At 68.2% G+C, this 14,685-nt stretch carries 12 protein-coding genes; 8 read left to right on the top strand and 4 right to left on the bottom strand.

Features of this window, described 5'->3' with window-relative positions; genetic code table 11:
* Nucleotides 1–4: 4 nt before the first annotated feature.
* Nucleotides 5–610, bottom strand: coding sequence for a hypothetical protein (locus tag CFP71_RS03625; RefSeq protein WP_244199545.1), 606 nt, complete (start codon nucleotides 608–610; stop codon nucleotides 5–7).
* A 665-nt stretch (nucleotides 611–1,275) separates the two neighbouring features.
* Between CFP71_RS03625 and CFP71_RS03615 the strand changes: the two genes are divergently transcribed.
* The 8 genes from CFP71_RS03615 to CFP71_RS03580 all read left to right on the top strand — a co-directional run bounded on the left by CFP71_RS03615 (nucleotide 1,276) and on the right by CFP71_RS03580 (nucleotide 10,367).
* Complete coding sequence (locus CFP71_RS03615; RefSeq protein WP_093932395.1) at nucleotides 1,276–1,713, top strand: hypothetical protein; 438 nt, start codon at nucleotides 1,276–1,278, stop codon at nucleotides 1,711–1,713.
* Between the two features lie 23 nt (nucleotides 1,714–1,736).
* Entirely contained in the window at nucleotides 1,737–3,836 is a 2,100-nt protein-coding gene (locus CFP71_RS03610; protein WP_093932394.1) for a (Fe-S)-binding protein, read from the top strand.
* 48 nt (nucleotides 3,837–3,884) lie between these two features.
* Nucleotides 3,885–4,799 (top strand): metal ABC transporter substrate-binding protein, encoded by a 915-nt coding sequence (locus CFP71_RS03605; RefSeq protein ID WP_093932393.1) that lies wholly within the window; start codon nucleotides 3,885–3,887, stop codon nucleotides 4,797–4,799.
* Entirely contained in the window at nucleotides 4,796–5,539 is a 744-nt protein-coding gene (locus CFP71_RS03600) for a metal ABC transporter ATP-binding protein (RefSeq protein ID WP_093932392.1), read from the top strand. The genes CFP71_RS03605 and CFP71_RS03600 overlap by 4 nt, the downstream gene beginning before the upstream one ends.
* Entirely contained in the window at nucleotides 5,536–6,405 is an 870-nt protein-coding gene (locus CFP71_RS03595) for a metal ABC transporter permease (RefSeq protein ID WP_208635874.1), read from the top strand. The genes CFP71_RS03600 and CFP71_RS03595 overlap by 4 nt, the downstream gene beginning before the upstream one ends.
* Nucleotides 6,406–6,477: 72 nt before the next feature.
* Entirely contained in the window at nucleotides 6,478–7,293 is an 816-nt protein-coding gene (locus CFP71_RS03590; RefSeq protein WP_093932391.1) for an ABC transporter ATP-binding protein, read from the top strand.
* Nucleotides 7,294–7,311: 18 nt separating this feature from the next.
* Complete coding sequence (locus CFP71_RS03585) at nucleotides 7,312–8,289, top strand: ABC transporter substrate-binding protein (RefSeq protein WP_093932390.1); 978 nt, start codon at nucleotides 7,312–7,314, stop codon at nucleotides 8,287–8,289.
* The gene (locus CFP71_RS03580; RefSeq protein ID WP_167405984.1) at nucleotides 8,289–10,367 is read left to right on the top strand and encodes an iron ABC transporter permease; all 2,079 of its coding nucleotides are present in this window, start codon (nucleotides 8,289–8,291) and stop codon (nucleotides 10,365–10,367) included. The genes CFP71_RS03585 and CFP71_RS03580 overlap by 1 nt, the downstream gene beginning before the upstream one ends.
* An 88-nt stretch (nucleotides 10,368–10,455) precedes the next feature.
* On the opposite strand, the gene htpG is transcribed toward CFP71_RS03580, so the two are convergent.
* From htpG to CFP71_RS03565, 3 genes are read right to left on the bottom strand one after another with little or no spacing between them, the layout of a single operon-like run.
* Nucleotides 10,456–12,321, bottom strand: coding sequence for a molecular chaperone HtpG (gene htpG / locus CFP71_RS03575; protein ID WP_093932388.1), 1,866 nt, complete (start codon nucleotides 12,319–12,321; stop codon nucleotides 10,456–10,458).
* Between the two features lie 29 nt (nucleotides 12,322–12,350).
* On the bottom strand, nucleotides 12,351–13,937 hold the full coding sequence (locus CFP71_RS03570) for an alkaline phosphatase D family protein (RefSeq protein ID WP_093932387.1): 1,587 nt from the start codon (nucleotides 13,935–13,937) through the stop codon (nucleotides 12,351–12,353).
* A 49-nt stretch (nucleotides 13,938–13,986) separates the two neighbouring features.
* A complete protein-coding gene (locus CFP71_RS03565) occupies nucleotides 13,987–14,604 on the bottom strand; it encodes a hypothetical protein (RefSeq protein WP_093932386.1) in 618 nt (205 codons plus the stop codon).
* Nucleotides 14,605–14,685: the final 81 nt, after the last annotated feature.

Here is a 14,685-nt window from a genome sequence, read left to right as displayed (position 1 = left end):
TGCTTCAGATGTCCAAGGACTCGACCCAGAAGAACTCGCCTTCGGAGTCGTAGTCATAGAGAACTACGCGGCTGCCCGCCGTCAGGTTGCCTCGGCCCGCCTGCCGAACGTCCACAATGGCCGTCGACCCGTCGGCGGCGGCGACCTCGGCCTGCCCGAAGTCGTGTGTCACCGACGAGGTGCGGATGACGGCGGCGCGACCGACGAAGTCCCGCCTGCTCGGCTCCTTCGCGGGACCGAATACCCGGCGCAGTGGCACCACGATCACCCTCGTCCCGAGTGTTCCGAGGACGAGCGCGACGGCGAGCACGCCGACCCCGAACCCGATCCTCGATGGTGTCGAAAGCTCCAAGTCATCGAGTAGAACCGTTCCTGCCAGGCTGGCGAACCAGGTGAATGCGATCAGCAGAGAGAGCGAAATGGACAGCGGGACCCCGCCGAAGCCCGCCAAGAGCCCGTCGCCGGCGTCGAAGCCGTCGGTGTCGATCCCGCCGAACAGTGCCAGCAGCCAGTAGCCGATCACCACGATCAGCAGGAAGCTGAAGAGCACGGCCGGGAACCCCAGAGCCGCGGTGACGAACCCGCCCATCGCCGTCGTTCCCTCCCCCATTACCCCGGGTCAGGACTATAACCAGCGCGTGACGCCGGGCGGGCCGTTTTCGGCTACGAGTGGGTCACGGTGTGCGGAAGCGTGCGCGGTCACTCACCGCGTTCAGCCCGCTGAATGCCGAAGTACCCGAAGGCGTCGGCAAGGATGCCGGTACCGATTCGGCGTCCACGCGTGACTGGACGGACGACACCCGTGACTGGATGGACGACACCCGTGTCCAGACGGACGACTCGCGGCAGAACCCCGACCGCGCGCGTGCCGTCCATCGGATCACGCGTGCCGTCCGTCGGATCACGCGTGTCGTCCGTCCAGTCACGCGAAACCACCGGCGCGGCACAGTGATCGCGAGCGACCGCACGGAAGGCGGAACTCGCGTGATCGGAGGCGGAACTCGCGTGCTTGGAGCCGTGACTCGCGTGCTTGGAGCCGGAACTCATGAGATCCGCCCTCAAGCACGCGAGTTCCGCCTCCAAGCACGCGAGTGACGGCTTCGATCACGCGAGTTCCGGGTCTGAGCACGCGGGATCGGTGCGCGGCCGGGCGCGCGGCGTTACGCCGACCGGCCGTCCGGATGCCATCCGGTTGGACCTGTCGCAGCACACGAGCGAGCCCTACTCTCCAGTATTGAGAGTGACACAGGACACACCACGGTCTTGGAGGCTCCCTTGGGTTGGCACGTTCGCGAGACGATCGACGAGGATCAGCGCGAACGGCGGATCCGCCATGTCACCCGATGCCTGAGCTGCACGCTCACCTGCGACCATTGTGGACTACCCGCCCGATTCTCCGTTCCCCCCGGACATCCCGGGCTCGGCGTTGTCGAGCACCTCCCTGGCCCGACAACGCCCGGACTGCCGGATCTCGCGCTCCTGCACCGATTCTGCCGGGACAACCTCGCCAAGGAACCGGGCATCGCGCTCAGGCGCGCCTATCTCGGCCTGGCGACCGAACTCTTCGAAGCGGGACGACGGATCCGTCGTCACCACCGGCTCGGCGTGCATCCGCCACGGCCGGGCCATCTCGAGGCCTACCGAAAACGGTGGCGAGTGGCCAAAATGCGGTACGCCTGCAAGGCGTGCCGGTACTACACCGGCTCTCACTGAGCCGATTCTCCCCCGGAGGACTCGTGCTCGTTCGTCTCATCCTCGGTCTCCTCATCACCGTCGCCGGCCTCGCCTTCGCCGCCCGCCGCGCCGCCTGGCTCGCCAGACTGATCCGCTCCGGTCAGCCGGACGAGAAACGCTCCGACGTCATGGCCGTCCGCGCGAAAACGCATCTGGCCGAGGTCTTCGGACAGCGCAAGCTGCTCAAGTGGTCCGTCCCCGGGCTCGCGCATCTGTTCACGTTCTGGGGTTTCGTGATCCTCGGGTCGGTCTACGTCGAGGCGTACGGCGCCCTGTTCGACCACGATTTCCACATCCCGCTCATCGGGCACTGGGCGGTTTTGGGCTTCCTGCAGGACTTCATCGCGGTCGCGGTGCTCGTCTCGCTCGGGGTCTTCGCGGTCATCCGGATCCGCCAGGCACCCGAACGAAAGGACCGCGCGTCGCGCTTCTTCGGGTCGCACACCGGTGGCGCCTGGCTGATCCTGTTCATGATCTTCAACGTGATCTGGACGATGTTCCTCTTCCGCGGCGCTTCGGCGGCGGTCGGCGTCTTCCCATACGAATCGGGTGCGTGGGTTTCCCTCGGCGTCGGAGAACTCCTGGAACCGCTGGGCCTCGCGGTCACCGAACCGCTGGAGACCGTCGGCCTGCTGCTGCACATCGGTGTGATGCTGGCGTTTCTGTCGATCGTGCTCTACTCCAAGCACCTCCACATCTTCCTGGCGCCGGTCAACGTCACCGCCAAACGGCTCCCGGACGCGCTCGGCCCGCTGCTGCTGATGGAGTCCGGCGGCAAGCCGATCGACTTCGAGGATCCGGGCGAGGACGACACCTTCGGCCGCGGCAAGATCGAGGACTTCACCTGGAAGGGCATGCTCGACTTCGCCACGTGCACCGAATGCGGCCGCTGCCAGTCGCAGTGCCCGGCGTGGAACACCGGGAAACCCTTGTCCCCCAAGCTCATGATCATGGATCTGCGTGACCACCTCTTCGAAAGCGCGCCGTACATCCTGGACGGCAAGGAGGCGCCCGAGGAACGCCCGCTCGTCGGCACCAAAGAGGACAACGGCGTGATCGATCCCGACGTCCTCTGGTCGTGCACGTCCTGCGGCGCGTGCGTCGAGCAGTGCCCGGTGGACATCGAGCACGTCGACCACATCGTCGACATGCGCCGCTACCAGGTGATGATCGAGTCCGCGTTCCCCAGCGAACTCGGGGTGCTGTTCAAGAACCTGGAGACCAAGGGGAACCCTTGGGGTCAGAACAACTCCGACCGGCTCGCCTGGACGAAGGACCTCGACTTCGAGGTGCCGATCTTCGACGGCGAACTCGCCGAAGACGTCGAGTACGTCTACTGGGTCGGCTGCGCGGGCGCTTTCGACGACAACGCCCGCAAGACCGTCCGCGCCACCGCGGAGCTCCTGCATCTCGCCGGGGTCAAGTACACGATCCTCGGCACCGACGAGTCCTGCACCGGCGACCCGGCCCGCCGGTCCGGCAACGAGTTCCTCTTCCAGATGCTCGCGCAGCAGACCGTCGAGACGCTGAACGCGGTGTTCGAAGGCCGCGAACCGGGCACGCGCAAGATCGTCACCACCTGCCCGCACTGCCTGAACACACTCGGCCGCGAGTACCCGCAGCTGGACGGGAACTACGAGGTCCTGCACCACACGCAACTGCTGAACCGGCTCGTCCGGGCCAAGAAGCTGACGCCGGTCAAACCGGTCGACGCGGGCCCGGTGACCTACCACGATCCGTGCTACCTCGGCCGCCACAACAAGGTCTACGAACCGCCGCGCGAACTCGTCGGCGCGACCGGCGCCACCCTGAGCGAGATGCCCCGCCACGCCGACCGCTCACTGTGCTGTGGCGCCGGTGGCGCGCGGATGTGGATGGAGGAGCAGATCGGCAAGCGCATCAACCTCGAACGCGTCGACGAGGCCCTCGGCACGGACGCCGAAACCATCGTCACCGGCTGCCCGTTCTGCCGCGTGATGCTGAACGACGGCCTCGTGCAGCGACAGAGCGAGCAGCGTGGCGGAGGCGTCACCGTGCGCGACGTCTCCCAGCTCCTGCTGGAGTCCGTGAAAGAGCGAGATCGGACTGCTACCGAGATTTAAGGCACACGGGAGTTGGAAGTTCGGCGTACCGAACTCTAGACTCAGGGGATGGCGAATCTGTTCAAGGCCGTCTGCGGGCTGGCCGCGTCGGCGCTCGTCCTTTCCGCGTGCGGAGGCCCGGCAGGCGGCGCGGACGACAAGAGGCCCGTGGTGCTGACCACGTTCACGGTCTTGGCGGACGTCGCGGCGAACGTCGCCGGTGACAAGCTCAGGGTCGAGTCGATCACCAAGCCCGGCGCCGAAATCCATGGCTACGAGCCCACCCCGGACGACATCAAGAAGGCGGCGAAGGCCGACCTGATCCTCGACAACGGGCTGAACCTGGAGGCGTGGTTCGCCCGGTTCGTCAAGGAGAGCGACGCGCCGCACAAGGTGGTCAGCGAAGGTGTCCAGCCCATCGCCATCGGCGAGGACTCCTATCAGGGCAAGCCGAATCCGCACGCGTGGATGTCGCCGAAGAACGTCGGGATCTACGTCGACAACATGGTGAAGGCGTTCAGCGAGGTCTCCTCCGGTGATGCTGCCGTGTTCAAGGCCAATGGCGACGCGTACAAGGCGAAACTGCAAGCGGTCCAGGACGAGATGACCGGCGCGCTGAGCGGACTGCCGAAGAACGAGCGCGCGCTGGTCACCTGCGAGGGTGCCTTCTCCTACCTCGCGCGCGACGCCGGCCTCACCGAGCGGTACATCTGGGCGGTCAACGCCGAACAGCAGGCCACGCCCCAGCAGATCACCCGCGCGATCGGGTTCGTCAAGGAGAACAAGGTCCCCGCGGTGTTCTGCGAGTCGACCGTCTCCGACGCGCCGATGCGCCAGGTCGTCTCCGCGACCGGTGCCGCTTTCGGCGGCGTCCTCTACGTCGATTCCCTGTCCGGCCCCGAAGGTCCGGTGCCGACGTATCTCGACCTCATCCGCCACGACGCGAAGACGATCGTGGCCGCCCTCACCGGGGCGAAGCCGTGACCGCCGCGATCCGCGTCGAAGGTGTCACCGTCCACTACGGCGACGTCCTCGCCCTCGACGGTGTCGACGTCACGCTCGAACACGGGCACGTCTGCGGACTGGTCGGGATGAACGGCTCCGGCAAGTCGACGCTGTTCAAGACGATCATGGGCATGGTCCGCCCGGACACCGGCACGGTCTCGGTCGACGGCGGCACACCCGCGCTGGCCCGCAAGACCGGCGCGATCGGTTACGTGCCCCAGAGCGAGGACGTCGACTGGTCGTTCCCGCTGTCGGTACGGGACGTCGTGATGACGGGCCGCTACGGACGTCTCGGCTTCACCAGGAGGCCGCGGCGAGCCGACCACGAGGCCGTCGAGCAGGCGCTGGAGCGGGTCGAGCTGACCGAACTCGCCGGACGGCAGATCGGCCAGTTGTCCGGCGGGCAGCGCAAACGCGCGTTCGTCGCGCGCGGCATCGCCCAGGGCGCCCGTATTCTCCTGCTGGACGAGCCGTTCGCGGGCGTCGACAAGCGGTCCGAGGCCACGATCACCCGGCTGCTCAAGGAACTCGCGGCCGACGGCGCCGCGGTCCTGATCTCCACCCACGATCTGCACGCGCTGCCCGGTCTCGCCGACGAAGCGATCCTGCTGATGCGCAAGGTGCTCGCGCACGGCTCCCCCGGCGAGGTGCTCCGGCCCGAGAACCTCGCGCTGGCCTTCGGACTCGATGTCCTGCAACGGGAAGAGGAACCCGCGTGAGTCTCTACGACCTGTTCCTCGAACCGCTGAGCTACGACTTCATGGTGCGGGCGCTGGCTTCCACGGTCATCGCGTCCGCGGTCTGCGCGGTGCTCTCGTGCTGGCTGGTGCTGATCGGCTGGTCGCTGATGGGCGACGCGGTCTCGCACGCGGTACTGCCCGGCGTCGTGCTCGCGTACGTCCTCGGCGCGCCGTTCGCGCTGGGCGCCGTCGTGTTCGGTTTCCTCGCCGTCGCGCTGATCGGCGTCGTCCGTGACACCAGCCGCGTCAAGGAGGACGCCGCGATCGGCATCGTGTTCACCACGCTGTTCGCGCTCGGCCTCGTGCTGATCTCGGTGACGCCGAGTCAGACCGACCTCAACCACATCATCTTCGGCAACCTGCTCGGCGTCGACACCTCGGACCTGATCCAGATCGGCGTCCTGGGCGCGATCACGCTCACCCTGCTGGTGCTCAAACGCCGCGACTTCACCTTGTACGCCTTCGACCCCACGCACGCGCACGCCATCGGGCTGAACCCGCGCGTGCTCGGCGCCGCGCTGCTCGGGCTGCTGGCGCTGACCGCGGTGGTGGCCTTGCAGGTGGTCGGCGTGATCCTGGTGGTGGCGATGCTGATCATCCCCGGCGCGACGGCGTACCTGCTGACCGACAGGTTCGGCCGGATGCTCGTGATCGCGCCGTCGTTCTCGGTGCTCGCGGCGGTGGCCGGGCTGTACCTGAGCTACCACCTCGACACCGCGTCCGGCGGGATGATCGTGCTGGTCCAGGGCGCCGGGTTCACGCTGGTGTACCTGTTCGGGCCGCGCCACGGGATCGTCGGGAAGCGGCTGGCCAAGCGACGGCGGGAAGTCGCGCGGGCCGGGTAACCGGACAATCACCCCGCGCTCTGTGTCTCTCGCGACATGGGGATGGGCCGATCCTTAGGTTAGGCTCCCCTCATGTCTACGGAAGACGCGCTGCTCACCGGCCATGACCTGGTGCTCGCGCACCAAGAGCGGGCCGTGGTGGACGGCGTGTCCCTGTCGCTGCGCGCCGGCACGGTGACCGCACTGGTCGGGCCGAACGGCTCCGGCAAGTCGACGCTCCTGCGTTCGCTGGCCCGGTTGCACAAGCCCCGCGAAGGCAGTGTCCAGCTCGGCGAACGCGCCGTCTGGGGCGGGAACGCGTTGTCCGGCAAGGAGTTCGCCCGTCAGGTCACGCTGCTGACCCAGCACCGGCCGACACCGAGCGGGGTCTCCGTGCGCGACGTCGTCTCCTACGGCCGGTACCCGTACCGCTCGGGCTGGCGCGGGGTCGACGTCGACGGCGCCGCCGCGATCCGCCGCGCGATGGAGCTGACCGGCGTGACGCCGATGGCCGAACGCGGCGTCGACGAGCTGTCCGGCGGCGAACTCCAGCGTGTCTGGCTCGCGTCCTGTCTCGCCCAGCAGACCTCCGTGCTGCTGCTCGACGAGCCCACCAACCATCTCGACCTGCGCTATCAGGTCGAGATCCTCGACGTCGTCCGCGATCTGGCCAACGAAGGCGTCGCGGTCGGCGTGGTGCTGCACGACCTCGACCACGCGGCGATCATCGCCGACGAGGTCGTGCTGCTGTGCGAGGGAACCATCGTGGCCACGGGTGACATCGGGCGGGTGCTCACCACCGAGCACCTCTCCCAGGCCTACGGCGTCACCGTCCACGTCGCGAACGACCCGGTGACGGGCGCGATCCACTGCAGGCCACTCGGGCGGCATTCGCCCAGGCCCGCCTGAGAAAACCAGGAAGAACCCATGCGTTTGCTGAGCACCGCCGCCGTCGTCGCGGCGACGGCCCTGCTGCTGTCCGCCTGCGGCACCACCGAGAACACGGCGGCCGCGCCGGGCGAATCCGCCGCCGCGAGCGGACCGGTCACGGTGACCGACGCGCGCGGCAAGGCCGTCAACCTCAAGGCCCCCGCCAAGCGCGTCGTCGCGCTGGAGTGGGGCGAGGCCGAGATGGTCGCCTCGCTCGGTGTCATGCCGGTCGGCGCCGCGGACGTCGCGGGCTACAACGTCTGGGACAAGGCGGTTCCGCTGACCGCGGAGGTCAAGGACGTCGGCAAGCGCAACGAGCCCAGCGTCGACGCGATCGTCGGGCTGAACCCCGACGTCGTCATCATCGCCGACGAGCGCGACTCGACCCTGGTGCCGCAGATCGAGAAGTACGTGCCGGTCGTGGTCACCAAGTCCAGTGACGCGGCCCGGAACTTCGACCGGCTGCGCGAGGACTTCAAGCTGATCGCCAAGACGGTCGGCAAGGAGGCCGAGGCGGACAAGCAACTGTCCGAAATGGACGCCAAACTCGCCGAGGGCAAGAAGGCCGTCGAGGGCAAGGGCGCCGCGGGCACCCCGTTCCTGATGGCCGACGGCTACCTCGAAGGCAGCACCGTCAGCATCCGCCCGTTCGGCAAGGGCTCCCTGGTCTCCGACACCGCCGAGGCCGTCGGCCTCAAGAACGTCTGGACCGGCAAGGTCGACCCGCAGTGGGGTCTCGGCCAGACCGACGTCGAGGGCCTGACCGCGATCACCGACCCGAAGACCGTGCTGTTCTACAGCGCGTCCGAAGAGGACGTCTTCACCACCGGGCTCGCGCAGAACGCCGTCTACCAGCGGCTGCCGTTCGTGGTGTCCAAGAAGATCCACAAGCTGGAGTCCGGCACGTGGACCTTCGGCGGCCCGAAGTCGGTCATCATGACCGCCGACCAGATCGTGAAGGCCGTCACCGCCTGATGACCACCAAGGTCCGAGGTACTTCTCACCGCCGAGGACTCGTCGAAACAGTGCGGTCGCCGCAGACGGTCCGCACCGCGGTGGTGTCGGCGGGACTGGTGGTGCTGATCGCCGTCCTGGCCGGCATCCACCTGGCCCAGGGCACTTCGACGTCCGGGCCGCTGGACGTGGTGAAGGCGATCTTCGGGCACGGGGACGCGCAAACCCTTGCCGTACTGGAGGGTTCGCGCGTCCCCCGGCTGCTCGCCGCGTTGCTGCTCGGGATCTCGCTCGGCGTCGCGGGCGCGGGGATGCAGTCCGTGGCGCGGAACCCGCTCGCCTCGCCCGACACGCTCGCGGTCAACGCGGGCGCGCATTTCGCCGTGGTCGCCATCTCCGCGTTCGGGCTTTCGCTGCCGCTCGTCCCGGTCGGCGGCGCGGCGTTCGTGGGCGGGCTCGCGGCGGCCGTCATCGTGCTGGGCCTGGCGGGCGGCGGATCCGCGAGTCCGCGGCTGGTGCTCGTCGGCTCGGCGGTGCTGCTGGCGCTGCAATCGGTCACCATCCTGATGCTGCTCATGTTCGAGCAGGAGACGTCCGGGCTGTTCGCCTGGGGCAGCGGTTCGCTGACGGTGTCCGACCTGCGCGCGACCGGCCAGATGACGCCGATCGTGGTGATCGCCGTGGTGGCGCTCATCGCGATGGGCCGCAAACTCGACATCCTCGCCCTCGGCGACGACAACGCGACCGTGCTCGGCCTCCGGGTCCGCCGGACGCGGGTCGGCGCGATCGTGCTGACCGTCGCGCTGACCGCGGCCGCGGTGACCGTCGCCGGGCCGGTCGGGTTCGTCGGGCTCAGCGCGCCGGTGATCACGAAACTGCTGCTGCCGATCGCCAAGCACCGCGCGCTGCTGCCGGTGTCCGGGCTGGTCGGCGTGGTGACGGTGCTCGGTGCCGACGTCGTCCTGCGGGCGATCATGGGATCGGCCGCCGCCGTGCGCGTGCCGACCGGGGTGGTGACCACGATCATCGGCGCCGTCGTGATGGTGTGGCTGGCGCGGCGCGGCCGGGCCAGTGGCTCGCGCCGTCCGGCTCCGGCGGGACGCGTCGGGGTCGCCGGATCGACGCGACGGCTCGTGACGATCTCCGCCGTGCTGGTCGTGCTGCTCGTCGTGGTCCCGGTCGTCGGGCTGATGCTGGGCGACCGCGTGGTGCTGCTCGGCGACCTCGCGAACTGGGTGACCGGCAACACCGGGACCGCGCTCACTTTCGTGCTGGACCAACGACTTCCGCGGGTGCTGGCCGCGTTGCTCGCCGGTGCCGCGCTGGCGGTGTCCGGCTGCGGGATCCAGTCGGTCAGCCGCAACCCGCTCGCCGAACCGGGTCTGCTCGGCATCACCGCGGGTGCCGGGCTCGGCGCGATCACGCTGATCACCATCGTCCCCGCGGTCGGCGCGTGGGCGATCGCCGGTGCCGCCGGTCTCGGCGCGGCCATCGTGTTCGTGCTGGTCTACGGGCTCGCGTGGCGATCGGGGCTGGATTCGGACCGGCTGGTGATCATCGGCATCGCGGTCTGGTCGGCCGGGATGGCGCTGATCACGCTGCTGATCGTGGTCTCCGACCCGTGGAACTCGGCCAAGGCGCTGACCTGGCTTTCGGGGTCGACCTACGGCCGCACGCTGGAGCAGGTCGCGCCGGTGGCGCTGGCGCTCGTCGCGCTGACGCCGTTGCTGTGGGTCAAGCACCGCGAGCTCGACCTGCACGCCCTCGACGAGGACACGCCGCGGGTGCTCGGGATGCGCATCGAACGGTCGAGGCTGCTGGTGCTCGGGGCTTCCGGGATCCTGGCGGCCACCGCGGTGTCCGCGATCGGTGTCGTCGCGTTCGTCGGCCTGGTCGCGCCGCATCTGGCGCGATCGCTGGTCGGCGGGCGGCACGGCCGGGTCGTCCCGGTGGCCGCGGCGCTCGGGGCGGTGCTGGTGAGCGTCGCGGACACCCTGGGGCGGACGGTCATCGCGCCGGCCCAGATCCCGGCCGGCCTGGTCATCGCCATGGTCGGGACGCCCTACTTCGTGCTGGTGCTCTGGCGGACCCGGCCGTAGAGGGCTGAAGGGGCCCTTCACCGCATGCGATGCGGTGAAGGGCCCCTTCGTGGCGTCTTATGCGGGGAATGTCCCCTTCAGCTCCCCGCTACAGGGCCTTCTGGAGGTGCGTGGCGAGCAGTTTGGTGAAGCGGGCGGGGTCGCCCAGTTCCCCGCCCTCGGCCAGCAGAGCCATGCCGTAGAGCAGCTCCGCGGTCTCCGCGAGCCCCTCGGACTCACCCTTGTCGGCGAACGAGGACCGCAGCCCGGCGACCAGCGGGTGGCCCGGGTTGAGTTCCAGGATCCGCTTGATCTGCGGCATTTCCTGGCCCATCGCGCGGTACATCTTCTCCAGCGTCGGGGTGACGTCGTTCGTGTCGCCGACGATGCAGGCGGGCGACGTCGTCAGCCGCGACGAGAGCCGGACCTCCTTGACCTGCTCCGACAGCGTCGTCGTCAGCCAGGTCAGCAGGCCGGAGAACTCTTCCTTCTGCTCGTCGGTGGTGTCGTCGTCGAGTTCGACCTCGCCCTTCGCGACCGACTGGAACTGCTTCTCCTCGTACCCGGAGACGGCGTCGACCCACATCTCGTCGATCGGGTCGGTGAGCACGAGCACCTCGTAGCCCTTGGCCTGGAAGGCTTCCAGATGCGGGGAGTTCTCGATGCTCTGCCGCGACTCGCCGGTCAGGTAGTAGATGTGCTCCTGGCCGTCCTTCATCCGCTCGACGTACTCGCGCAGCGAAGTCAGCTTCTCCGGATCGTTCGTCGAAGCGAACGAGCAGATGTCGAGGATCGCGGTGCGGTTCTCGTGGTCGTCCAGCAGGCCTTCCTTGACGGCCCGGCCGAACTCCTTCCAGAACGTCTCATACTTGTACGGGTTCTCGTCGGCCATCAGGGTCTTGACGGTCGAGAGGACCTTCTTCACCAGGCGACGGCGGATCAGCTGGATCTGCCTGTCCTGCTGGAGGATCTCGCGCGAGACGTTGAGCGAGAGGTCCTGCGCGTCGACGACACCCTTCACGAAGCGCAGGTACTCCGGCATCAGCGCTTCGCAGTCGTCCATGATGAAGACGCGCTTCACGTACAGCTGGACACCGCGCTTGCGCTCCCGCATGAACAGGTCGAGCGGCGCGTGCCCCGGCAGGAACAGCAGCGCCTGGTACTCGAAGGTGCCCTCGGCCTGGAGCCGGATCGTCTCCAGCGGGTCGTTCCAGTCGTGCGCGACGTGCTTGTAGAACTCGTTGTACTCGTCTTCGGTGACGTCGCTGGAGGAACGGGCCCACAGCGCCTTCATCGAGTTGACCGTGGCGGTCTCTTCGCCCTCGGTCATCCGGATCGGCCAGGTGATGAAGTCCGAGTACTTCTTGACGATCTGCTTGATCTTGGTGGCCGAGGTGTAGTCGAAGAGCTGGTCTTCGGCGTCCTCGGGCTTGAGGTGCAGGACGACCGACGTGCCCTGCGGCAGGTCCGGGACCGTCTCGATGGTGTACGTGCCTTCGCCTTCGGACTCCCACCGGACGCCCTCGTCCGATCCCGCGCGGCGCGTCAGCAGCGTGACCTTGTCGGCCACCATGAAGCTGGCGTAGAAACCGATGCCGAATTGGCCGATCAGATCCTGCGAGGCCGCGGAATCCTTCGTTTCCTTCAGCTTCTTCAGGAATTCGGCGGTGCCGGATTTCGCGATCGTGCCGATCAACGCGACGACGTCGTCCCGGCTCATCCCGATTCCGTTGTCCCGCACGGTGAGGGTGCGCTTTTCGGGGTCGGTGTCGATCTCGATGTGGAGATCGTCGGTATCCACCTGGAGTTCCTTGTCGCGGAACGCTTCGAGGCGGAGTTTGTCCAGTGCGTCGGAGGCGTTGGACACCAGTTCCCGCAGGAAGGTGTCCTTGTTCGAGTAGATCGAGTGGATCATCAGCTGGAGGAGCTGACGTGCCTCCGACTGGAACTCGAGTGTTTCGGCAGAGGTGGTCACGCGCCGATATTACCGAGCGCGGGAGCCGCTCAAGCCAGCCTCTGCCTGGCCACCTCGACGAGCCCGTCTTCGGTGGCCTGTTCGATCGTGGTGACGGCGGATCGGCCCTCGGCCTCGACCGTGGAGATGACGTTGCCGAAATGCGGGCCGGACAGCTTGGACCAGGCGAGCGGATCGGGTCCGACACCGCCGCGTGTCGCCCAGCGGCGGGCGAGCGACGCCACCGAGGACGACCAGGTGGCGGCGAAGGCGAGCCGGAGCGGGCGTGGCATGGCGTTGTGCACCGGCGAGCAGGTGAGCTGGTAGACCGTCGAGGTCACCGGTTCGGGGTAGTGCGCCTCGGCGATGTAGGCGTGGTGGACGTCGCCCGAGAGCACCGCGATGGTGGCGGGCGGTTCGTCGCGCCGCCCCTCGCGGGCGATCATCGCGGACAGCCGCTCGAACGACGCCCGGAACGCCGCCCAGTGTTCGAGGTCGCCCGCCTGGCGGATCTTCTCCGCGAGCCTGCCGCGCCACCCGGGGCGGTTGCAGGCGCGCTCGTTGAGCGACTGCAGGTGCGAGATGACCGGGGGCAGCAGCCACGGCAGCGAGGAGCCGATGAGCAGGTGATCGCACGGCGCGGCGGCGTTCTCCTCGATCCAGTCGAACTCGTCGTCGTCGACCATCGACCGGGTGCCGCCCGCGAGGATCCGGCCCGCCCGGCTGTCGATGACCAGCAGCCGGACACCGCCGAAGTCACGGCGATAACTCCAGCGCGCGCCCTTGGTGCCGTCGCGTTCGTTGTCGGCCTCGTCGGCGTACGCGGTGAGCAGGTCGGCGTTGTCCCCGCCGGAGGTGATGGCCTTCTGGAAGGTTTCGTCCTCGGCGAGTTCGGCGGGGCCGAGATTCCCGAGGTGCTGATAGACCCAGTAGGTCATGATCGCGCCGCGCAGACGTTCCTTCCACCACGGCTGGGCACGCATCTGCTGCTGCCAGGTGTAGGAGGTGTTCCAGTCGTCGCGGACGTCATGGTCGTCGAAGATCATCGACGTCGGCACGGTGGACAACAGCCAGCGGATCGCCGGTTCGCCCCAGGCCTCGAAGTAGAGGTGGGTGTACTCCTCGAAATCCTTGACCTCGGTCCCCGGCGGCTCCGACGTGTCGCGACGGCGGGCCAGCCACTCCTGGGTCTCGTCGGTGGTCTCGTCGGCGTAGACCTGATCGCCGAGCATCAGCAGCGCCTGCGGCCATTCGGTTTCCTCGCCCGCGGCCATCCGGCGGGCGTACGCGGCCAGCGCGTCCGGACCGAAGGAGTCGCCGTCGTGGGGCTTGCGGCACGAGCCGAACACGAGCCGGACCCGCGACTCCTGCTCCGGCAGCGTCCGGATGCGGCTCGGCGGGAACGCGGAGTCCTCCAGCGGCCACACCTTTTCGCCGTCCACACGCACTTCGTATTCGAAGGACGAGCCGGGTTCGAGGCCGGTCAGCACCAGCAACGCGTAGTGATGGCCCCGGATCTCGAACGTCCGGGCGCTCGTTCCGAGGACTTCGACCTCACTCGCGGTGTCCGTCTCGACCCACACCGTCGCCGATGTCGCGTCGACGTGTCTCAACAGGGGACCCAGGCGCAGACTCATTCCTGAAACGGTGCCACAGCCGGGCGAAGTTCGTTCGCTGAGCCGGAAATCAGCCAAGCCTGGCGAAGATCTCCTTGATCTCGGCCAGGTTCTTCCGCCGTTCGGCGTCGTCCTCGTAGTAGCCGTCCTCGGCGCGGGCTTCGACGATCGCCTCGGGGGTGAACTCCTCGCCGAACCGGTAGTCGCCGAGGCAGTAGGTGAACCCCGACTCGCCGAACGCGTCGAAGCCTTCCCGGCGGCAGTGCTCCAGGAAACCTTCGGCCTGCGCCCACCGCTCGCCGTCGAACCAGAACACGCCACCGGCGTAGAGGATCGTGGCCCCCGTGTCCTCGTCGACGATGTTGAGGGACTCGTAGTTCTCCGGGCGGTCGCGAACCAGCCGGACGAGGTGCTCGGGGACGCCCCCGTAGAGCGCCACCTGCTCCGCGTAGGTCCCCTCGGCGAACAGGTTCAACGCCGACTCGTGGTCGAAGGTCAGCAGCAGCGCGTGCTTGTCCGGCGTGAAGTACCAGACGGCCGACTGCCCGCCACCGTCGTTCCAGGCGAACCGCTCCGCGCCGTCCACCTCGACCGGCTCGATCTCGGTGACCGCGTCGATGATCGCGGCGCGTCGCCGCACCTCGTCGAGGGTCGTCGCACCGAGGGCCGCCCAGATCTCATCACTCACCGGCGCAGACTACCGACCTTTGAACCGCCGGGACCCGCACTCCGTGTAACCCGGTGAAGGCTGTCCCGGCGGAAGGAACGT

Source organism: Amycolatopsis thailandensis (genome assembly GCF_002234405.1).
Taxonomy (GTDB): domain Bacteria; phylum Actinomycetota; class Actinomycetes; order Mycobacteriales; family Pseudonocardiaceae; genus Amycolatopsis; species Amycolatopsis thailandensis.
Note: the sequence above shows the minus strand (reverse complement) of the source record. Positions and strands in the feature narration are given on the sequence as shown.

Coding starts and splice junctions, on each gene's coding strand:
- CFP71_RS03570 (WP_093932387.1), bottom strand. CDS start 13,937: ATGAGTCTGCGCCTGGGTCCCCTGTTGAGACACGTCGACGCGACATCG.
- CFP71_RS03580 (WP_167405984.1), top strand. CDS start 8,289: ATGACCACCAAGGTCCGAGGTACTTCTCACCGCCGAGGACTCGTCGAA.
- CFP71_RS03605 (WP_093932393.1), top strand. CDS start 3,885: ATGGCGAATCTGTTCAAGGCCGTCTGCGGGCTGGCCGCGTCGGCGCTC.
- CFP71_RS03590 (WP_093932391.1), top strand. CDS start 6,478: ATGTCTACGGAAGACGCGCTGCTCACCGGCCATGACCTGGTGCTCGCG.
- CFP71_RS03585 (WP_093932390.1), top strand. CDS start 7,312: ATGCGTTTGCTGAGCACCGCCGCCGTCGTCGCGGCGACGGCCCTGCTG.
- CFP71_RS03625 (WP_244199545.1), bottom strand. CDS start 610: ATGGGGGAGGGAACGACGGCGATGGGCGGGTTCGTCACCGCGGCTCTG.